Consider the following 21,101-nt stretch of genomic DNA (forward strand, 5'->3'; position numbering starts at 1 on the left):
CTAAAAGGTTCATCAACGAAGCTCAGAGGTTCATTCACGAAGCTAAAAGGTTCATCAACGAAGCTCAGAGGTTCATTCACGAAGCTAAAAGGTTCATTCACGTAATACACTTTCCGAAAGCCGCTCAATTGAAAGTTAATAGTGCTTTACTCTAGCTCATACATCTGCTTATGTTTGGCTAAAAGCTCTCGATATTTCTTATTTGTCTTTGCTTCTAACCACTTGGCTTTAAATATTGCTGCCGATTCCGCTTTCACTGGGTCTACTTCATAGGGAAGAATCTCTTTTTTGGAACCTGAATCTTCCGAATTTTGTTTATACTTCCTGCCGCTTTTATGATTAGCATAACGGCGAGAGCGAGTATAACCCATTTGGATAAACTTCCGTGCCATATCTGCACCGACAAAATCATCTTTCTCTAAATAATCAAGAAAAATCTCGTAAATTTTTTCACTCGACTCTCTAGCAATATCAGGAGTTTTGAACCGCCAGTAAGGAAGAACTTCTGATTTGTATGGTTCAACCAAAAGTACACCTTGCTCACCCTTCCCAACGCGATAGAGTTCAGGATGTTGGCGAAAATCAATATTTTTAAAGTCTAAAGAATAATCAAAAGCCATGATAGATTTTTATTAGGAATAGTAAACTTTAAAAAAAAGTTCAACTTCTATCTAAGTATTGAGATTTATTTGATTATGCTATCTAGCACCCAATCCCTAAACAGTGTTATTGCGCCAGGAAGTCTGCGTAGAGTGCATCACATTGCCCTCAACGTCAAGGATATGCAAGCTTCGCGCTATTTTTATGGCACAATCCTGGGTTTGCACGAACTCACAGGCGACGAAGTACCCGCAACCCTGGTGGAACTTGTCGCATCTGGGAAAGTAGCCAACTTTATCACCCCGGATGGTACAATTTTGGATTTATTTGGAGAACCAGAATTATCACCACCAGATCCCAATCCAGAAAAGACCTTCACTAGAGCCTACCATCTAGCTTTTGACATCGATCCGCAGTTATTCGATCGCGCGGTGACAGCGATCGGAGAAAATAAAATAGCGATCGCACATGGCCCTGTCACTCGTCCTACTGGTAGAGGAGTGTATTTTTACGATCCAGATGGCTTTATGATTGAAATTCGTTGCGATCCAGATGTCCATTAAATAATTATTTGTCAGTAAAAAAGGGAAATACTTCTATGACAGCACTGACATTAAATCTTAATTCAATTCTTAAACTGACAAGAGAGCAGTTTTATCAGTTGTGTAAAGAAAACCCCGATTTACAACTAGAACGCAATGCCCAAGGAGAATTAATCATAATGCCACCAACGGGAGGAGAAACTGGAAGAAGTAACGTTAATTTAATTCTGCAATTAGCATCATGGAATGAACAAAATCAACTAGGCGAGGTTTTTGATTCTTCCACTGGATTTACTTTACCAAATGGTGCCGATCGTTCTCCTGATGTTTCTTGGGTTGAAAAATATCGTTGGGACAGTTTGACAAAAGAACAAAGAGAAAAATTTATTCCTTTATGTCCTGATTTTGTAATTGAAATAATGTCGCCATCTGACACTTTGAAAAAAGTTCAAGAAAAAATGTATGAGTATATGTCAAATGGGTGTCGTTTAGGTTGGCTAATAAATCGAAAAAAACAGGAAGTAGAAATTTATCGTCCTGGACAAAATGTGGAAGTTTTAAAATCACCTCAAACTCTTTCTGGAGAAAGTGTTTTACCTGGTTTTGTACTAAATCTGACAAAAATTTGGAGTTGAAGAAGAATTCAGAAGTCAGAATTCAGCAGCGTCTCTGGCTCCACTCCTGACTACTGCCCTAGCTCTTAACAAACTAACTCTACTTAATTTACTATGGCCGCTAAAATCACGGAAATATTTAAAGTAATTGAAGACACGATCGCAAAACCACCAATTCCACACGAACCATACAAGCAATCATTGAAAGCCTGGGCGATGTATTGTTTACGAGACAAAGGTTTTATAGTCGCTTATGCTCAAAATGCCGACTTTGCCATTGAAAGAAAACGTGAAGAAAAGCTATATTTTAAAGTTTCAAACAGCCCCGATGATTTAGATAATTCTCTTAACTGGATTGTTTGGGATAGTGCAACCAAAAGCGCCAGTCTCATTCCCCAAAAAATAGACTGATGCCAAAATAGTCATCGTCTCGATCTAAGCGGACTGTTGGCTCAATTCCCAATCTCACACCAGGAGTGGCAATTTGGTAAGTCCACAACCAGCCGATTAGATGACCATGTGGTTCAGCATGACTTTCAAAGCGTAATGGGGATGCCAAATATACAACCCCTTCAATTAATTCTGCCTTTTGATGACGGGGCATTGCTTGATAGCGTCGCTCAAATTCGTAGCGAGTCAGGCGATCGCCATTTTCTAAATGAGGAATTCGCTGCTTGAATGATAGGTTGACCATGATTTTCTGCTCTGGCAAGGAGTCTTACTTTATTATTATGGCTTGACACCTTAATTACGAATTATGAATTACGAATTACGAATTAGTGTTGGGTTTCTCAAACACCATTAAATGCTGTTGAGGTAACGAGTTTTTAGTTTCCCGCCAAACCAAACCAACAGCTTGCATTTCTTTGCGGACTTGCTTTTGAGTCATCTTGTGCAGACGTTTAATCGTGATAAAAGGATTTTCACCCCGATACTCAACCAGCACCACCTTCCCACCTGGTTTAAGTGCTTTCACAATTCCTTGCATCACCTCTTGGGGATACTCAAGTTCATGATAAGCATCCACCATTAAGGCTAAATCGATACTTTCAGATGGTAAGTTGGGGTCAGTAAAAGTGGCTAAAACAGGCTCAACATTAGTGATATTTTTCTCTTTTTTGAATAACTCAATAATTTCCAACATTTCTGGTTGAACATCTACAGCCAACACCTTACCTGCTGTTAATAACGGCGCGATGCGAAAGCTTAAGTAACCTGTACCAGCGCCAATATCCGCCACCACATCATTAGGTTTGAGATTGAGGACACTGACTACCTTACTTGGCTGTTCCTCTCTCTCTCGACTGGGACGTTCTAGCCAGCCAGCGCCAGTGTATCCCATAACTTGGGCAATTTCGCGCCCCATGTAATATTTACCAATACCATCTGGACTGTGGATTATCCGTTGTTCGTAAACAGTGGTGGATGAAGACGCGGCTTGTGCTGTCAGGGCTGGGTTCAGCAGCGAACAACTCAAGATCGCAACAAGAGGTACTATAAAGTGGATAAATTTTGACATTTGGTTATGACCGATCTGGATAGTTATAAGCAGCAACTAAAAGAATTTTATGGTAGTAGAACGACTTATGACCATGAAAAAGATACTCGCCATCCTTTAGAAGCCAAGCTTCTACTTGAATTTGTTCCCCTACATTCGGGGCAGAAAATCCTTGATGTGGCGACTGGAACAGGTTTAGTTGCGATACCCGCAGCTGAAAAAGTTGGTTCAGATGGCTCCGTGATTGGGATTGACATGACCCCTGGAATGTTGCATCAAGCAAGACAAAAAATTGCCGCAGCAAAATTACAAAATATCGAGTTAATTGAGGCGGATGTAGAATATTTCAACTTTAGTGAGAGTAGTTTTGATGTTGTCTTTTGCTGTGAGGCAATTGTACTTTTTCCTGATATACTTGCTATTTTGCAAAAGTGGTATCGTTTCTTGAAACCCGGAGGATTTGTAGCATTTACTTGTCCTCCCGAAACTGCTTTTATGGCCTCTCTTCAGCAGAGGATCTGCACTATAGTTTTGGGTGTATCGCTACCACATATCCTTGAACCAATTGGGACTCCAGAAAAATGTCGGAATTTACTCGATCGGGTAGGTTTTAGAGATATCGAAATTAAGATTGAGCCATCAGGACGTTATCGCACTCTTAGTGATAACAGATTATCGATGACAGTAATTAATATAAATTTTAAAGGTAATCCTCTGTTCTCCAAATTATCACCAGAACAATTAAATCAATTGCAAGTTGAGTACAAAGCTGAAATTGAGAAACTAGCAACCGATCGAGGTATTTGGGAAGATACTACAAAGTTGTTTGTTCGCGCTCGAAAATAAGTGAATGAGCAAAGCTTTGTTTCTTACCTGATAGCTTAGGGCGATCGCAGCTGATAATCTTGCGATTAATAATGACAATGACAGTTTAATCTCCTAGACCGATGTGCAAGTAAACATTTTCAGGATTTACTTGAACAGCCCCTTGAAAAATTTGTAATCCAACCTTTGGACGCTTATATGCAAAACCTGTCCCTAATATTAGTGCCTGTACTCGCTGCCCAGAAAGCAACAGGTGACGGTTTAATTAAACCTCTCGGTCATCACGAGCTGCTGTTGGTGCTAGTGCAACTGTCACTATTGCTTCTCGTCGCGCGGGGATTAGGTGAGTTGATGCGCCGGATTAACCTACCACCTGTTGTTGGAGAATTACTGGCGGGTGTGCTGCTTGGCCCTTCTCTATTTGGTTTGCTCCTTCCAGATTTACAGGCGCACATCTTTCCCAAAAGTCAAGAACAGTCTAATTTACTTTCGGTGATTTCTTGGTTAGGCGTGTTATTTTTGCTGATTGTGACTGGGTTAGAGACGGATCTCAAGCTGATTCTGCGTAAGGGTAAAACGGCTCTGTTGATTTCACTGGGCGGAATTATTGTCCCCTTTATCACCGGATTTGGCCTGGGCTGGTTATTGCCAGATAGTTTTTTAGCCGACCCAGAAAAGCGACTAGTGTTCAGTCTGTTTATCGCCACAGCAATGAGTATTTCAGCAGTACCAGTAATTGCTAAAGTGTTGATGGACTTAAACCTGATTCGCCGTGACATTGGTCAAGTCACCTTAGCTGCTGGGATGACTGACGACACCATCGGCTGGATTTTACTTTCTGTGGTTTCGGGTTTAGCTAGTAGCGGCAAATTTGACCTGGGGACAATTTTCCATTCTGTGAGCGCGGCTATATTATTTTTAGCGATCGCCTTTACAATTGGGCGTACCATTGTAGACCAGATTTTGCGCTGGGTTGATGACTATGTTGGTGGAATTGCCGCAAGTATGTCGGTTGTGCTGATTCTTGCGCTCTCGGCAGCAGCACTTACCCACGCATTAGGTCTAGAAGCAGCATTAGGTGCTTTCGTAATGGGGATTCTAGCAGGTCAATCCCGTCGCTTTAGCAATGAAGCTGGGCACATGTTAGAAGTCTTTACAGCAGCCTTCCTAGCGCCAATTTTCTTTGCTTCAGCAGGCTTGAAAGTTAATTTACTCGCTCTGTTAGTCCCTCAGACGTTGATATTTGGCTTGATTGTTCTCGCTGTCGCTTGTGTGGGCAAATTTACAGGTGCTTACCTTGGTTCTCGTGTCGGCGGCTTGAGTCATTGGGAAGGTTTGGCAATGGGTTCCGGGATGAATGCTCGCGGGGCGATGGAAATTGTTGTTGCCACTATTGGTTTATCTTTGGGAGTGCTGAATCCCCAGATGTACTCGATTATTGTCATGGTAGCGATCGTCACTTCCCTAATGGCTCCACCCCTGCTGCGCTGGACTTTATCAAAAGTGGTTATGGGTGAAGAGGAAGCTCGACGTTTGGAACAAGAAGAACAGGATAGCCGCAGCTTTATCAAGCAGATTCACCGTATCTTAATACCTACTAGTGGTGGCCCCAACATCCAACTGGCGGCGCAACTAGTCGGTTACATGGCTCACCAAAACTCGATAGAAGTTACATCTCTATATGCCCTGAGTGATAAGCAACCTCAAAGCAAAGCCCGCCGGATGGAGGCAACCCAGGTTAAAGATACTGCTGCCGAGCAAGCTCTAGCTGCTGTCACTGAGGAAATGCAACTACCTGCTGATACCACCTTGCAAACAAAAACGGAGTCGGGGCGTAATAAAGCGGAGGTAATTTTGAATGAAGCGAACAAAAACTATGACTTGATTGTACTGGGAGCTTCGGAACAGATCCGCCCCCAGAAAGCATTGTTTAATTTGCTTGTCGATCGGGTTGTCCAAGAAGCACCTTGTGCAACAATGGTGGTGAAGTCCCATCTACCGCAACCGAAAGGCGAGATATGTAAAATACCTCAACAACAGCTGAAAAAGATTCTGGTGCCAACGGTGGGGACAGAATATAGTAAAAATGCTGTAGAGATGGCAAGTACGATCGCAGCTCAAACCGGGGCATTAGTGATGATCGTTAACGTGATTAATTTGCCACAGGTTGAGTATATTCTTTACGAACAGCGATCGCTAGCTCCAGTGAAGGAAATTGCTCACGATATGCTCGAACAGCAAGCAGCAATTTCCCGCAATCTGGGTGCTGATGTCAAAACCTATATTCTTCAAGGAACTAGCCCAGAAAAAGAAATCCTCAAGTTTGCCAAAACCCAGGAAGTTGACCTAATTATTTTAGGGAGTAATATCCGCATGGTTACGGGTCGCGTTTTCTTCGGTCATAGAGTCGATGTAATACTGAGTAAAGCTCATTGTCCAGTAGCGGTAATTACTGTACCTTAAGAGTGCTGAGTAATGAGTAATGAGTGATGAGTGATGAGTGATGAGTGATGAGAGTTCTCAAAAAAACTCAACCCCCACCACTAAAAAAAGTGTTGAGTGCTGAGTAGTGAGTATAAACCCAGTTGCTTCAAAGCTTTGAGCAATCAACTATACATTAATTTAATAGACATTGCAGTAAAAAAGAATGTAGAGACAGTAGCAGTGCTATGTCTCTACAAGGGTTCTGGATAACGCATATTTAATTTCAACAGATATCTAATGATTTGGTCTTAGCGCGAAGCTCTAGATGTTACCGATCTTTGTAAATTAGCTAGAGCGCGATTGTAATCTAAAATAGCTGCGACGCGATTACCTTCTGCTCTTGTTAGGTCATTTTCAGCATCAATTACCTCTGTTTGAGTGCCCACACCAGCTTGAAACCTCAATCTTGCTAAATTCAGAGCTTCCCTGGCTTGATTTAAGGCCACACTAGAAGTCTGCACATTATTTAAATTGGATTGCAATTGAGCATAGTACTGTTCGACATCAAAGCGAATTAGGTCGCGCTGGTTAGCAAATTGAGTCTCTGCGATCGCAATATTAGCTTTCGACTGAGCCGCCCTTGCTCTTGCTGCTCCCCCATCAAACACCGTTAGATTTCCTTGAAGTCCCACTGAATAGCCATCAGTAATGCTCGCGCCATCGTTATACCGATCTAGCAGATTGTAGTTTCCTACCAAACTAACTTGCGGCCCAAGCTGTGAAAGTGCCTGTCGTCGCTGTTGCTCAGAAATATTACGTTGTGCCAAATACTGTTGCAACTCTGGACGATTTTGAAACGCTTGGACAATACTTTGTTCTACCGTCTGCTGCCAAAGACCCGCTAACTGTACGGGATCTGAGGCACTGATCTCAGCTGACTGCGATAAACTTAACAACGTGGCAAGCTGACGACGGGCAATTTGCTGTTGTGAGATCGCATTAGTAAGTTGTTGTTGGGCGTTTGCTAAATTCACCTGAGCTTGCAGCACATCGAACCGCGTCCCCACTCCAGCCTGTTCTCTAGCTTGAGTATCCTGCAAACTAGCCTGGGCATTTTGCACAGCAGACCGATTAATTCTGACTTGCTCATCTGCTTGTTGCAAATCGTAGTATTGAGTGGTGGCATTTAACCTAATTGTCAAAGACTGACTTTCAACATTTAATTCATCTATCCGTAGCTGTTCCTCTGCGGCTCGGATAGTCGCTAGTGTGTTCCCAGAAGTATAGAGATTATAATTCAGTTGTGCTGAACCATTAAAAGAGGTGCTGGCTTGAGATGAATTGTTATTAAAACCATTACCACTATTAGTCACACTACTGTTAATACCAAGAGTAGGAAATAAGGCAGCTTGAGACTCGCGTAGCGCCGAGCGACTGCTTTCTAGCTGTAATATAGCTACCTGTAAGTCTCGATTGTTGCGTTTTGCGAGTTCTAAAGCTTGTGCCAAACTGATTGGCACAGTTCCCTGAATCCTTACTTCCTCCGGTTTCGTCGGAAATTGCAGAGGATTGGGATTGGGGTTGAGGCGATCGGGAACTTGTACAGAGCTTGAAGAATTCTGTGCTTTTGGCGGAGTTGCTGCACTTGCTGCATTTGGAAGAAGAATCGCGAATGCGACAGTAACCCAGGTAAAATGCACGAATAATAAGCTGAAATTCATAATCTAGATATAGTAACTAATTAGGTTCTTTTGAGGATATAATCAAAAGTTTTCATTCTGATTGACCTACAGAGATTTAAATCTTAAATTCCCCCTCAAAGGGTTGATCTTAACAAATTAGCCGACAATCAAACCATCCTGAACTCGGATAATCCTTTGGGTTTGAGCAGCAATATCAGGTTCATGAGTGACAATCACAATGGTGATCCCTTGGTTATTAAGTTCAGTCAGTAAATTCATCACCTCATGGGAAGTTTCAGTATCTAAAGCTCCTGTTGGCTCATCTGCCAAAACTAATGCAGGTCGATTGACCAAAGCACGAGCGATCGCTACTCGTTGTTGTTGTCCCCCAGAGAGTTGACTGGGGCGGTTAGCGATGCGTCCCCCTAATCCTACCTTTTCTAAAGCTTCTAATGCCCTTTCCCGGCGTTTTGGCTTGGGTAAGTTAGCGTAAACCATTGGCAACATAACATTTTCCAACGCTGTCGCCCGCGCCAATAGGTTAAATTGTTGGAAGACAAAACCGATCCTTTGGTTACGAATATAGGCTAATTCATCATCATCAAAAGTCGTCAGGTTTCTGCCTTCAAAAATATAGTCTCCAGTTGTCGGACGATCCAGACATCCCAAAATATTCATGAGTGTAGATTTACCCGAACCTGACGCACCCATAATTGAGACATATTCTCCTTCTTCAATAGATAGTTGAATTCCCTTGAGTATTGGAACACTAACTTCTCCCAAGTGATAGGTTTTAGTAATAGATTCCATCCAAATCATTGTTGGCATATTGATTTCAAATTAATAACTTATTAGTTGTTGTTTATGAATTTTCAAAAAGCTAGATTGACTGTATAACCTGCGAATAATTTAAATTTTGTCACCAGATATTTGCAAATCATCTACAATGTTACAGTAAATATAATTTAGTTACTGTAATTCAATCCCATAATCACCATCTAATTAAAATTGGTAGTTGCGAATCAAATTCTTGTGAATTAACTTTTTTGGCGTTATCAAACTCTATTTCTAGTTGGTAAAAACTGCCATATGAAAATTGCACCAATCCAAGCTCAATTAGCGTTCTAACTTCATCAGAAAAGTTTTGCACACCGGGTAAGGTAATTTTTAATGCTGTAATTTCTTTGAATCCAACTTTATGAACTAAAAAAGGTCGCCGTTCTAACGGATAATTTGTGGGTTTTTGAGTTGTGGGTGAAATGAAAATCAATGGTTCTGATAAATTGTCACTATTGGTTGCGATCTGTGAGTCCAAAAGCAGTTAGCAAATCTGCTGGTGGTGCTTCTGGTTCAACACAGACAAAGATATGGTCTAGTTCAAGTTGCATATATTCACCTGTTTTAAGAGAAGCTTTTAATTTTGAAATTTTCAAGTTTTAATTATTTAGTCACTACGTAAAGCGGTGATTGGATCTAATTTTGCGGCGTTCCGTGCTGGAATTACCCCAGCGATTAAGCCAACAGTTAACGAGAGTGCAAAGCCAGCAACGATCGACAAGAAAGAAATTACAAACGGGAATTTGAAGACGTTTGCAGCCACAAAGGCTAATAAAACGCCAGTCGCCATACCAATACCTCCGCCGACAATGGAAATCACGATCGCTTCGGCTAAAAATTGATTGAGAATGGCTGAATTAGTTGCTCCTACGGCTTTGCGAATCCCAATTTCCCGCGTCCGCTCGACCACAGAAACTAGCATAATGTTAGCAATACCAATGCCACCAACCACTAAAGAAATTCCAGCGATCGCTACCACCATGACTGTAAATAAACCCACAATACTAGTAAAGGTACTAACAATATCAGCTTGATTAGTCAGCCGAAAATCATCAGCTTGTGGCGGATAAATGTTATGACGCAGCCGTAAAAGATTGGTAACTTGAAACTGAGCGGCTTCTAACTCTTCCTGATTAGCGCCTTTGACTAAAATTCCATTTACAGAAACACCTACCAGAGCATTGTTCCCAACCAGTCTTTTCGACATACTAGTTAGAGGAATAAAAATCTGGTCATCTCGATCCATCGGCCCCTGAGCGCCTTTAGGTTCCATCACCCCAATCACTTCGTAAGCCTCTCCTTGAATCCGAATTTTCTCGCCGATCGGATTTTCACCCTGTGCAAAGAGTGTTTTTTGAACTGTAGGGCCAAGAATGGCAAACTGTGCGGCAGTATCTAGTTCTTGCTGAGTAAAATATCTCCCTTGTTGGGGGTGAGTATTTCTGACTTCTGGGTAGTTCAAATCAGTGCCATAAATGGTTGTTGAGGTGTTCTGTCCTGCATAGACAACTTGAGCAGTCCGTTGGAGATAAGCAGAAACCATCTGTGCTGATGGCGCTTGTGTAGCGATCGCTTTCGCATCTTCCCAGGTCAAGGTACTGCTAGAACCTACTCCTTGACGGACATTCCCGCTTCTTGCCGCACCCGCCAAGATTTGGATCACATCTGTACCCAATGCTTGTATCTGTTGCTCAACCCCCTTTTGCACCCCTTGACCGACAGAAGTAATGGCAATCACTGAAGAAATCCCAATAATCACGCCCAACATAGTTAGACCTGTGCGTAATTTGTTACTCCACAGAGTCTCTGCCGCCATTGTCAATATTTCCAGCAATGGTACTGTGCGGGTATTTTTAACTTTGTAAAAGCCCTTAAATCTCTTAAACATAATGTTCTATTTAAAACTAACTTTAAGGGGAACCACCGCCTTGAGAACGACCACCACCACCTGAACCGCCGCCGGAACGACCTCCGCCGCCACCTGCTCCTCTTCCGCCTCCACCTCCGGCTCCTCCACCTCCACCTAGACCAGGGAAAACTCCTCCTCTTGGTGTTGATTGCGGACGCGATCCTGGTGGGAAACTGAGCAGCACCCTTTCGTCTCCGGTCAATCCAGACTTAACTTCGGTAAAGTTATTCGCGGTGACGCCAGTCTCGATGCGAGTGAACACAGGTCTGTTATTTTTTCCTGGCACAAATACGCCTGTGGCATTTTCTTGGCGTACCACTGAGGCTGTTGGCACTACTAAAACATTTTGAACTTGACCGACTTGAAAATCTACTTCCGCATTCATCCCAGACCGCAGTAGTCTTTGAGGGTCTGAAAGTGATACTCTCACTTCAAAACTGGTGACGTTTTGCTCGACTATTGCTTGGGCAGCAATTTGGCTGACTTTACCTTCAAAGGTTTTTCCTGGGTAGGCATCTGCTTTAATCGAGACTTTTTGACCAAGGCTGATTTTGGAAATATTTGTTTCCGCTAAATTGGCGACAACTTCATTTGTAGAAGCTAGAGACAAGATTGAAGAAGAAGAAGAAGAAGCTACTTCACTACTGGCAGTTGTAGGTGTCACGAAAGCACCTGGATCGGCAAACTTCTTTGTCACCACACCATCAAAGGGGGCGCGAATGATCGTGTCATTGATTTCGGCTTGGATGTTTTGCAGCGAACCACGAGCCGATGTTACCTGGGCACGGGCTGCATTAATATCTTCTTGGCGCGTTCCAGCTTTCAAAAGTGCCAAAGCTTGCTGTCTTTGCTTCACTACAGCTCGTGCTTGCTCAACATCTTCTGGACGCGACCCAGCTTTTTGCAGCCCCAGTGCTTGCTGTGCTTCATTTACATTAGCTTGGGCGCTGTCACGATTGGAGCGGTTTTGGTTTAGAGTCTGAAGGGAAATACCGCCTGCATTGTAAAGTTGCTGATTGCGAACAAAATCATCTTCTGCTTGGCGGAGGGCAGCTTGAGCGCTTTGCAAGCGTGCCTGTGCTTGGCCAATATCTTGAGAGCGATTCCCTGCTTGTACCTTTTGCAGATTCGCTTCGGCTTCGTCTAATGCTCCTTGCGATTGGGCAATATCTTGAGGACGATTACCTGCGATCGCTTTTTGCAAATTCGCCTCGGCTTGTGCCAATTGTCCTTGAGCAGAGGTAAGTTGCCCCCGGAGGTTGGAATCATCCATGTAAGCGACAATCTGTCCTTGTTTGACGATATCTCCTTCTTTCGCCAGCAGCCTTTTCAAGATACCGGAATTTTTCGGGCTGAGGTTGATTGACCGCTCAGGCTTCACCGTTCCGTTGGCTGAAACTGTAATTGTTAAGGTCTGCCTTTGTACAGGTCTTGTCAGCACCCGGCGGCTGGCTTCTTGACGGGAAACAACCGTTACTTGGTAATAAACGGCATAGCCAATTCCACCCAAAAGGCAAAGAGCAATTAGCCAAGAGAGCCAATTACGTCTGCCCTTTTTTTTCTTTACCTCTGGAACTAAAACTGATGATGAATCTACGGTATTTGGTGTATCAATTTTCATATCCATTTTGTCTATAAGGAACGGCTACCGAGCTACTTATTCACGGCTAAAACTATAGCCTGGTAGCCTAATACTGACAATGATTTTGAGCTTTTAGGGTTTTAAAGGTTTATTTGCAGTACCAATCCACTAGGAAGTCTGAAGTAATCATCACGCACTCTCACTAATCTCCCAGCAGGAACAATTTCCTGATTGGGAAGCAGAATATCCCCGTTAGGAAGTCTGTAATAATCTCGATCGCGCAGTCTGACTATGGATCTAGAAGGAATAATTTGCCCATTGGGATATCTGATATCACCATTACCAAGTCTGACTACTCTGCCATTAAATTGGTTGTCACGGTTCCAATTATCCCGATCTCTAGGGTTTCTGACTTCTACAGGATAGGGTCTGCCATCGCGGTTCCAATTATTATCCCTGTCTCTAGAGTTTCTGACTTCTCTAGAATTGGGTCTGCCGTCACGGTTCCAATTATTATCCCTGTCTCTAGAGTTTCTGACTTCTCTAGAATTGGATCTGCCGTCGCGGTTCCAATCTCGATCGCGATCGCCACCAACGTAGGCTTTTGTCTCAGCATTTGCAGGCGCAGTCAAGAGAGTAGGAACAATTATCAGGGCAGCAGCAGCTAATACTATCGATATCCGGTTTGGTTTCAACATGAAATTGACTCCTTATTTACAAGTAAAGTTCTATTCTGCTGAGATATGAATTAAGCAATCTTAGACAGTTGCTTTTTTTTGATATCAAAGTGTTTAATATTTACCTCATCGTATAAATTCATACATAATAATTATCGGTCAAAACATCCAAACTGATGTATGACCAAAGTCATTAGTAATTCCAGACTGATGTATGACCAAAGTCACCAATTTTTTTAATGAGCATTATGCATTCGACATTGGGATTAGGGTAGAGGTGATAGGTGACAGGTGACAGGGAATAATCTGTACCCTGTAACCTCCACCCTATTCCCTACTCCCCGCATCCCTTTCCCCAAGATTGGTAAGATTTTGCTACCGTCAAGAGCGCAGATCGTTTAAGCTAGCTGAAAGATTCTTTGATTAGTGGCTTAAAGGCGGTAGTGTGCCTAAACATGTTCGTTTGATTTCTCTTTTAATGGTCTGTAGTTTATGGAGTATGCCAAAAGCCGCTAACGCGCAGGCATTAATACCCCATACACTGCAACTAGATGCGACAAAATTAGAAAAGCAGGGGTTGAGCTTGGCACAAGAGGCGGCTCAACTAGCTCAGTTTCAACAGGTTGACTTAGCTTTGCCACGAGCGCGGCTGGCTAGTCAACTGGCTCCGGGGAATGATAAAGTGTGGTTGCTGTTAGGTGGATTGCAACTGCAAACGAAAGAGTTTGACGGGGCGATCGCTAGTCTGAAAAAAGCGCAATCTCTCAACCCCAAAAATGGTGATATTCTCTTTGCTTTAGGTTCAGCGAATTTTCAGCAGAAAAATTACCAGGCTGCTGTTGTCAATTATCAAGATGGTTTGAAGTTAAAACCCAACGATCCAGAGGGGTTATTTGATTTGGGTAATGCTTACTATCTGATGGGTAAATTGCCAGATGCGATCGCCCAGTACGATAAAGCCGTCTCCCAAGATAAAAAATTCTGGCCGGCGCTCAACAACATTGGCTTAATCAACTACGAACAGGGTAATATCCCCGAAGCGATTAAGCGATGGCAATCTGCTGTAACCCTTGACAAACAAGCCGCAGAACCTTTATTGGCCTTAGCCGTGGCACTGTATACTAAAGGCGAGCGCCAACAAGGACTAACCTTGGGAGAAGCTGCACTCCGTATCGATTCGCGCTATGCTAATTTGAATTTCCTCAAAGAAAATCTCTGGGGCGATCGTCTACTGTCTGATACGAAAAAATTCCTAGAATTACCCCGTATTCAAGCAGCCATACAGCAACGAGAAAACTCATCATCAGCGCCTACGCCTAGAAAACAGCCTACTCAATAAGAGCAGGGGAGCAGGGGAGCAGGGGAGCAGAGGGGAAAGAGGTAATTTTTTTTCCTATTCCCTATTCCCTATTCTCCATTCCCCACTTGCCTAATAGTACCTTTTCGTAGTACATCTATACTAGATAAATACAGGAACTAGTCGCCCAAAACATTTGCGGGCGAGTATTCCTGAAATAAGTCTTTAATTCTCAGTTTTCGTCTGTGGGTAGAAGTGCGATGATTTGGTCAACGAACTGTTGATGGTCAACAACTGGCTTAGAAATGTAGCCATCAGCACCGCTTTGCTTGAGAAAGTTCTCGCGATCGCCTTCCATAGCATGTGCTGTCACCAGAATCACAGGTAAGTTTGCTGTTTTTGGATCGGATTTTAACATTTGTGTAATCTTGATTCCATCAACAGACTTGCCTTGGTAAACACTTCTGGAGAGAGAAACATCCATCAAAATCAAATCGGCTTCTCCTGATTGGGCAATTTTGATGACTTCTTCCACATTTTCAGTGTGTTTCACACCCAAGCCGCCACGCTTGGACAAAATTTTGGAAAAAACACGAGCATTAATTAGATCGTCTTCAACAATTAAAACAGTTTTCATGAGAATTTTAGTTATAGAGGTGAGGAGATTCAAGAATTCCAGAATACAAAATTAAAGATTTGCAATCATGGTAAGTATCATGGCTACTAAGTTTATGTAGATTATACTCGTGTGCATCCTTTTTAATAGTCAATGTACATCTTCGTCATCAAGGATGATACTACTGCTTTTTCTTCTGTGACTATCAAAATTTTGTTATGAATCTCATTTCATCCGTTATGCTGTGGTTGCCGCAGTGTTGAGTTCCATCGGCTTTTGTGTAGTTAAATTTCAGGGAAAAAACTCATGGCAAAACAGTTAAACCTTCTCTCAACGGGACAGGTAATTCCAACAGCCCTGCACACCGAGATGCAACGGTCTTATCTAGAATATGCCATGAGCGTGATTGTCGGGCGAGCGCTACCAGACGTGCGTGATGGCTTAAAACCAGTGCATCGGCGTATTTTGTATGCAATGCACGAACTCGGTTTAGTACCAGATAGACCCTATCGAAAATGTGCCCGTGTAGTGGGTGATGTGTTGGGTAAATACCATCCCCACGGCGACCAATCAGTTTACGATGCTTTAGTCAGGCTAGTGCAGGATTTTTCTAGCCGCTATCCCTTGCTAGCAGGACACGGTAACTTTGGCAGTGTCGATAATGACCCGCCAGCGGCGATGCGCTACACAGAAACGCGCCTCGCACCCATCAGCCATGAGGGAATGCTGACAGAAATCGGCGAAGAAACTGTGGAATTTGTCGGGAACTTTGATAATTCCCAGCAAGAACCAACGGTGTTACCTGCTCAGCTGCCGTTTCTGTTGCTCAATGGCTGTTCTGGTATTGCCGTAGGAATGGCGACAAATGTACCACCTCACAATTTGGGGGAAGTTGTCGATGGGTTAATTGCCTTAATCGACAACCCAGATTTGCCAGATGAAAAATTATTTGAGCTAATTCCAGGGCCAGATTTTCCCACTGGTGGGGAAATAATTGGTGAGACGGGAATTCGGGAAGCATATACCACAGGTAAAGGTGGAATTCTGCTGCGGGGAGTTGCAACTCTGGAGGAAATTCCAGCCGCGAGGGGAAGCAAGCGACGGACGGCAATTATCATTACAGAATTGCCTTATCAAGTGAATAAGGCTGCCTGGATTGAGAAGGTAGCGGACTTAGTAAATCAAGGACGCTTGCAAGGAATTTCCGATCTTCGGGATGAGAGCGATCGCGAAGGGATGCGGGTGGTAATTGAACTCAAACGCGATACCAATCCCCAAGAAGTTCTCCAGCATTTATATCACCAAACTGCTTTACAGATGACTTTTGGGGCCATTCTCCTCGCAATCGTGGATGGACAACCCCGCCAGTTAAGTTTGCGTCAACTGTTGCAGGAATTTTTGAAATTCCGAGAAGAGACGCTGAACCGTCGCTACAATTACGAGTTGGGTAAGGCTCAAAGTCGCGTGCATTTGGTGGAAGGTTTGCTGAAAGCGCTGTCTAATTTGGATGAGGTAATTCAAATTTTGCGCCAAGCTCCCGATGGGAGTACAGCAAAAATTAATCTTTGTAGCCAACTAGATTTGAGTGAGGTACAAGGAGATGCAATTCTGGCTATGCCGTTGCGTCGCCTCACTAGTTTAGAACAGCAAAATTTGCAGCAGGAATTTGAGCAAATCAGCGAACAAATTAGTTTATTGGAGCAATTACTCAACGATCGCCGGGAATTATTGAAGGCGCTGAAAAAAGATTTGCGATCGCTCAAGCGCAAGTACAACGATCCCCGGCGGACGAAAATTGGAGAGGAGCAGAAGTCTAGGGCGGAGGAGCAAAAGGGCAGAGGGGCAGAGGAGGAGGAATTTAAATCTTCTGAACCAGTAGAGGAAGCGATTTTAGAATTTACCCAACGGGGTTATGTCCGCCGCACTCAGCCATCTGGGAGAAAGTCAAAAGCTGAAAATGGTCTACACGATAATGACTTTATTATCCAAACGGTGTTGACCGATACAGGGAAAGACTTGCTAATACTAACTGGTGGCGGCAAAGTCTACCCGGTGAATGTGGGAGAAATTCCCCCAACGACTGGGCGTTCTCCACGGGGAAAACCTTTGATTACTATGCTCAGTAGTACTGCTCAAGGCGCTCAAGAAGCTGTAGTCAGCCGCTTTTTGCTGCCAGAAAATCTCGAAACTAGGCAGATGATTCTTCTAACAAAACAGGGAAGAATTAAGCGTCTTTCTCTGGGAGAATTTGCTAACCTGACTCGGCGCGGCATCACGATTTTGAAGCTCAAAGATGATGATGAATTGTCATTTACCCAATTCACCGCTCCAGGGGCGCATCTGATTTTAGCTAGTTCCGGTGGACGAATGTTGCGCTTTGCAGTCAATGATGAACAATTACCGGTCATGGGACGCACAGCGATGGGTTTACAAGCATTTCGACTATTGAAAAATCAGCAAATGGTTGGCTGTGTCACTGTCGGTAAAGATGACCAATTACTCTTAGTTACTCAAGAAGGATATGCCAAGCGGATGGCTGCGAGTCAGTTGAGAGCGGCTAATCGCGGTGATTTGGGGACGCAAGCGCTGAAATTTGCTAGCAAAACTGACAATTTAGCTGGTATGGTTATGGCGATCGCATCTGGCGAGGTCGCTTTAGTGACGAATAAAGAGCGGGTAGTGCGAATACCTGTGGAAACAGTGCCGCTCTTAGGGAGAGATGTCAAAGGTGAAAGCATCCTCCAACTCAACCGCGATGAAAAAATCATCACCGTGGCCGAAGTGCGATCGTAAATTATGTAGGGCTGATCTCGTTCCCAGTTTCCGACAGACTGATTATTGTAGAGACGGCGATTCATCGCGTCTCTTACCTTAACCGAACAGTATCAACCCCGATTTCTTGAAGAAGTCGGGGTTCTGGGCAGTATTTTGACTCCAATATCTCTATTAATTATCAATAATTTTTAATTTCAAATAATAAACTATATTGAAAATCAAGCAATACAAAAGAATCACTTGATAATTAATATCAATAAAACTCAGATTATCTATGACAGTAGAAATCTAGATAACATTTTTTCTACCTCAGTAAATCTCACTGAAGGCAGATGCTTGAATCTGTATAAATAGCTATTTCTATTTATGTCAAGCTATGGAAACAAAAGTATAAAAAATGTTGCCTTTCTGAAAATATTTGTTATATTAGTTTACATAAGGCAATAAACCTTAAAAATTGAATTTGGAGTTCTAACCATGACAAATGCAAGTACAACAAAAGTCACTACTCCCGTAATTGAAGATCGCAACGCTTGGCGCTGGGGCTTTACTCCACAAGCAGAAGTTTGGAATGGTCGCTTGGCAATGATTGGCTTTTCAGCAGCCGTTTTAGTTGAGATTTTTTCTGGTCAGGGCTTCCTACATTTTTGGGGCATCCTATAAGTTTTAATATCCAAGATGACCTATAAATAAAAAAACCTGGAGTGCTAATTCACTACCAGGTTTTATTTTTTTGTCATTTGTCAGTTGTCATTTGTTTATTCACTAATGACCAATGACTAATGACTACCGAATATATTCCTTGAGAACGCTGTTACGATTTGGGTGGCGTAACTTGCGGAGTGCTTTCGCCTCAATTTGACGAATTCGTTCGCGGGTGACGTTGAAAATCTGGCCGATTTCCTCAAGGGTTTTCATCCGACCATCATCCAAGCCGTAACGCAGTCTGAGAACATCGCGTTCGCGTGGGCTGAGACTGTCGAGGACTTTTTCAAGGTCTTCGCGCAGAAGATTTTTGGAAACTTGGTCTTCTGGTGTCTCACCATCGGATTCAATAAAATCGCCCAATCGAGAATCTTCTTCTTTACCAATAGGCGTTTCTAATGAGATAGGTAACTGGGCAGATTTCGCAATGAACCGCAACTTCTCAATGGTCATTTCCATGCGAGTAGCGATTTCTTCTTCAGTGGGTTTGCGACCCATTTCTTGAGATAGTAACTTGGTAGTTTTCTTAATCCGAGAAATGGTTTCGTAAAGGTGAACTGGAAGACGAATTGTGCGGGATTGATCTGCGATCGCACGGGTAATTGCTTGACGAATCCACCATGTAGCGTATGTAGAAAACTTATAACCTTTTTCGTGGTCAAACTTTTCAGCGGCACGAATCAAACCGAGACTGCCTTCCTGAATTAAGTCCTGGAACGACAAACCACGATTCATGTATTTCTTGGCAATTGAAACTACAAGACGGAGGTTAGATTGCACCATCTTGTCTTTCGCCCGACGACCAACATGGAGGCGATAACGAAAGGCTGGTAGTGGCAGTTGTACTGCTTCTGCCCATTCACTATCTCGAGGATCGCGATCTAATTGCTCGCAGAGTCTTTCGCGGACTCTCTCTAATTCCAGTAAATCGGCTATTTTCCGCGCCAATTCAATTTCTTCGTCTGCCCGCAACAGACGAATTCTACCAATCTCTTGCAAGTAAAGCCGAATTGAATCTTCGGTATAGTGCTTTTTCTTGCTTTGTGTCCGACGACGCGATTTAGCGGCTTTTCCAGACTTTGCGTCGTCCTCATCAGACTGAGGCTCTAAAAATTCCTCGTCACCTTCATCGATGATCAGCAAGTCCTCTTCATCGTCTATTAAGAGTTCTTCTAACTCGAGCTCAGGCTGATTCATTATTTCTAGGTCAGGCTGATATATGCTTTCGAGTACGTTGTTAGCCTGGTTCATGCCGCGTTCCTCATGCTCCTTGCAGAATCAATTACTCAAGATGTGTTTACGGCTCTTTTAAACGAGCCAATTGCCAACCGAAAATAAGTTTTTTGGCAGATTTGCCAGAGATATTTTCGGAAGTTTTACACCTCCGGTAGGAGGGTTTTTACTTTAGTTCAAGCAAATGCTAAAGGTGACTTGCTCACTTTAGTAAATGTTATATGTGTTGCTATCACATATTGCTTTCAACTAACTGGTCAAAAAAAATACTTGCCTTTATCAAAAAAATTGCCACTCTATACAAATGAGTTCAGACTGTTGGCAGATTTTCGTATAAAGACTCTTCCGATTGTAGCCTGTTTCACAGAAATTGCACTCTTTTTGTGTATTAATCATGAATTCATTAAGTAACTTTTAGCTACTTTCACCAAAAAGACATTGAAAACGGGATTTGTACCCGGAAATTTTTTCTCCACTTTTCGGAATTGCAGTGACGCTCTTATTACATTACGAAGTAAGTACGCTTGCTCCTGCCGAATTTCATGTATTTTACACAACATTAATTACTGAGAAAGAGTGCATTTGATGTTAACTCAGACTATTCGTCTTAACCTACCCATTTTTACATTTCCTTCATAAATTAAGCATCCCTTAGACTAAAACGGGTCTTGTCCTTGGGTAAATACAACAACGGTGGTGGTGCTTGCCTGAAAGCAGTTAACCTTCTGCGTACTAACTACCTTAACTGAGGAGTTGAGGCGGTGGCAGAATCGACCCGATCGGAGATCAATTTAGGTTTACTAATTCGGTCTTATTCACACGTTAGCGCACTGTGGCGATTTCAGCCTTATGAAACTTGACAAACTTTTTTTATTGTATACAAGGATATTTTAATCAATTCAAAAACAATTTGTACTGTGAACTTGCCAATATCGTCTTATCTTAGGCAAAAGTACATTAGATACATACGATACGATCGCGATCGCCACGGCACTACATGAAGATATTAACAAGTTTTCAGCCTTATGGTGTGTATTTCCAACAGCTATTACCTCGAACACAGAGAACCCAGCAAATTACCTGATGATTTAGTTACAAAGCTTTTTTACGTAAATCAATTGTAAATTTCAATACTTTTATTTCGGTAAGTTTCTGTCATCTTATGATGAGAAATCCTCAAAATACTTATTAATTGCTGTTGGATAGATGATATTCAGTTATTTTCTTAAAGCATAACAAATGTGTTTCTAGCTGGTGGTTCAAATTAATCAGCGAGTCAGAGCAA

At 42.8% G+C, this 21,101-nt stretch carries 18 protein-coding genes and 1 pseudogene; 8 read left to right on the plus strand and 11 right to left on the minus strand.

Annotated elements, in window-relative coordinates; all coding sequences use genetic code 11:
* Positions 1 to 146: 146 nt before the first annotated feature.
* Positions 147 to 620: a DUF4385 domain-containing protein gene (locus ACM0OX_RS20535; RefSeq protein WP_414516852.1), complete on the minus strand. Its 474-nt coding sequence runs from the start codon at positions 618 to 620 to the stop codon at positions 147 to 149.
* 75 nt (positions 621 to 695) lie between these two features.
* Here ACM0OX_RS20535 and ACM0OX_RS20540 point away from each other — a divergent pair, with 75 nt between their 5' ends.
* The 3 genes from ACM0OX_RS20540 to ACM0OX_RS20550 all read left to right on the plus strand — a co-directional run bounded on the left by ACM0OX_RS20540 (position 696) and on the right by ACM0OX_RS20550 (position 2,167).
* Positions 696 to 1,163, plus strand: a complete 468-nt coding sequence (locus ACM0OX_RS20540) for a VOC family protein (protein WP_334896145.1) — start codon at positions 696 to 698, stop codon at positions 1,161 to 1,163.
* A gap of 35 nt (positions 1,164 to 1,198) precedes the next feature.
* Positions 1,199 to 1,777: a Uma2 family endonuclease gene (locus tag ACM0OX_RS20545; RefSeq protein WP_414516853.1), complete on the plus strand. Its 579-nt coding sequence runs from the start codon at positions 1,199 to 1,201 to the stop codon at positions 1,775 to 1,777.
* A gap of 93 nt (positions 1,778 to 1,870) precedes the next feature.
* Positions 1,871 to 2,167 carry a hypothetical protein gene (locus ACM0OX_RS20550; RefSeq protein ID WP_414516854.1) on the plus strand — a complete coding sequence of 99 codons (297 nt, stop codon included), beginning with the start codon at positions 1,871 to 1,873 and terminating at the stop codon, positions 2,165 to 2,167.
* 10 nt (positions 2,168 to 2,177) lie between these two features.
* Here the strand turns inward: ACM0OX_RS20550 and ACM0OX_RS20555 are convergent.
* Both ACM0OX_RS20555 and ACM0OX_RS20560 read right to left on the minus strand, forming a co-directional pair.
* Positions 2,178 to 2,450: pseudogene (locus ACM0OX_RS20555) on the minus strand (Uma2 family endonuclease); the annotation flags it as partial.
* Positions 2,451 to 2,525: 75 nt separating this feature from the next.
* Positions 2,526 to 3,275, minus strand: coding sequence for a class I SAM-dependent methyltransferase (locus ACM0OX_RS20560; RefSeq protein WP_414516855.1), 750 nt, complete (start codon positions 3,273 to 3,275; stop codon positions 2,526 to 2,528).
* A 6-nt stretch (positions 3,276 to 3,281) separates the two neighbouring features.
* Between ACM0OX_RS20560 and ACM0OX_RS20565 the strand changes: the two genes are divergently transcribed.
* On the plus strand, positions 3,282 to 4,100 hold the full coding sequence (locus ACM0OX_RS20565; RefSeq protein WP_414516856.1) for a class I SAM-dependent methyltransferase: 819 nt from the start codon (positions 3,282 to 3,284) through the stop codon (positions 4,098 to 4,100).
* 177 nt (positions 4,101 to 4,277) lie between these two features.
* On the plus strand, positions 4,278 to 6,542 hold the full coding sequence (locus ACM0OX_RS20570; RefSeq protein ID WP_414516857.1) for a cation:proton antiporter: 2,265 nt from the start codon (positions 4,278 to 4,280) through the stop codon (positions 6,540 to 6,542).
* A gap of 269 nt (positions 6,543 to 6,811) precedes the next feature.
* On the opposite strand, the gene ACM0OX_RS20575 is transcribed toward ACM0OX_RS20570, so the two are convergent.
* From ACM0OX_RS20575 to ACM0OX_RS20600, 6 genes are all read right to left on the minus strand, one after another.
* On the minus strand, positions 6,812 to 8,224 hold the full coding sequence (locus ACM0OX_RS20575; RefSeq protein WP_414516858.1) for a TolC family protein: 1,413 nt from the start codon (positions 8,222 to 8,224) through the stop codon (positions 6,812 to 6,814).
* Between the two features lie 117 nt (positions 8,225 to 8,341).
* Complete coding sequence (locus tag ACM0OX_RS20580; protein WP_414516859.1) at positions 8,342 to 9,013, minus strand: ABC transporter ATP-binding protein; 672 nt, start codon at positions 9,011 to 9,013, stop codon at positions 8,342 to 8,344.
* A 163-nt stretch (positions 9,014 to 9,176) separates the two neighbouring features.
* Complete coding sequence (locus ACM0OX_RS20585) at positions 9,177 to 9,455, minus strand: hypothetical protein (RefSeq protein WP_414516860.1); 279 nt, start codon at positions 9,453 to 9,455, stop codon at positions 9,177 to 9,179.
* Between the two features lie 174 nt (positions 9,456 to 9,629).
* On the minus strand, positions 9,630 to 10,910 hold the full coding sequence (locus ACM0OX_RS20590; protein ID WP_414516861.1) for an ABC transporter permease: 1,281 nt from the start codon (positions 10,908 to 10,910) through the stop codon (positions 9,630 to 9,632).
* Positions 10,911 to 10,932: 22 nt separating this feature from the next.
* Positions 10,933 to 12,552 (minus strand): efflux RND transporter periplasmic adaptor subunit, encoded by a 1,620-nt coding sequence (locus ACM0OX_RS20595; protein WP_414516885.1) that lies wholly within the window; start codon positions 12,550 to 12,552, stop codon positions 10,933 to 10,935.
* Positions 12,553 to 12,653: 101 nt separating this feature from the next.
* Positions 12,654 to 13,211 carry a hypothetical protein gene (locus tag ACM0OX_RS20600; RefSeq protein ID WP_414516862.1) on the minus strand — a complete coding sequence of 186 codons (558 nt, stop codon included), beginning with the start codon at positions 13,209 to 13,211 and terminating at the stop codon, positions 12,654 to 12,656.
* A 424-nt stretch (positions 13,212 to 13,635) separates the two neighbouring features.
* Between ACM0OX_RS20600 and ACM0OX_RS20605 the strand changes: the two genes are divergently transcribed.
* A complete protein-coding gene (locus ACM0OX_RS20605) occupies positions 13,636 to 14,529 on the plus strand; it encodes a tetratricopeptide repeat protein (protein ID WP_335187172.1) in 894 nt (297 codons plus the stop codon).
* A 190-nt stretch (positions 14,530 to 14,719) separates the two neighbouring features.
* Here ACM0OX_RS20605 and ACM0OX_RS20610 read toward each other — a convergent pair whose 3' ends face one another.
* Complete coding sequence (locus tag ACM0OX_RS20610; protein ID WP_289796406.1) at positions 14,720 to 15,124, minus strand: response regulator; 405 nt, start codon at positions 15,122 to 15,124, stop codon at positions 14,720 to 14,722.
* A gap of 285 nt (positions 15,125 to 15,409) precedes the next feature.
* Here ACM0OX_RS20610 and gyrA point away from each other — a divergent pair, with 285 nt between their 5' ends.
* Positions 15,410 to 17,896 (plus strand): DNA gyrase subunit A, encoded by a 2,487-nt coding sequence (gene gyrA / locus ACM0OX_RS20615; protein ID WP_414516863.1) that lies wholly within the window; start codon positions 15,410 to 15,412, stop codon positions 17,894 to 17,896.
* Between the two features lie 459 nt (positions 17,897 to 18,355).
* Positions 18,356 to 18,541, plus strand: coding sequence for a chlorophyll a/b-binding protein (locus tag ACM0OX_RS20620; RefSeq protein WP_334896117.1), 186 nt, complete (start codon positions 18,356 to 18,358; stop codon positions 18,539 to 18,541).
* Positions 18,542 to 18,664: 123 nt separating this feature from the next.
* Here ACM0OX_RS20620 and rpoD read toward each other — a convergent pair whose 3' ends face one another.
* Complete coding sequence (rpoD, locus tag ACM0OX_RS20625) at positions 18,665 to 19,834, minus strand: RNA polymerase sigma factor RpoD (protein ID WP_094353188.1); 1,170 nt, start codon at positions 19,832 to 19,834, stop codon at positions 18,665 to 18,667.
* Positions 19,835 to 21,101: the final 1,267 nt, after the last annotated feature.

Source organism: Nostoc sp. PCC 9305 (genome assembly GCF_963920915.1).
Classification (GTDB): domain Bacteria; phylum Cyanobacteriota; class Cyanobacteriia; order Cyanobacteriales; family Nostocaceae; genus Nostoc.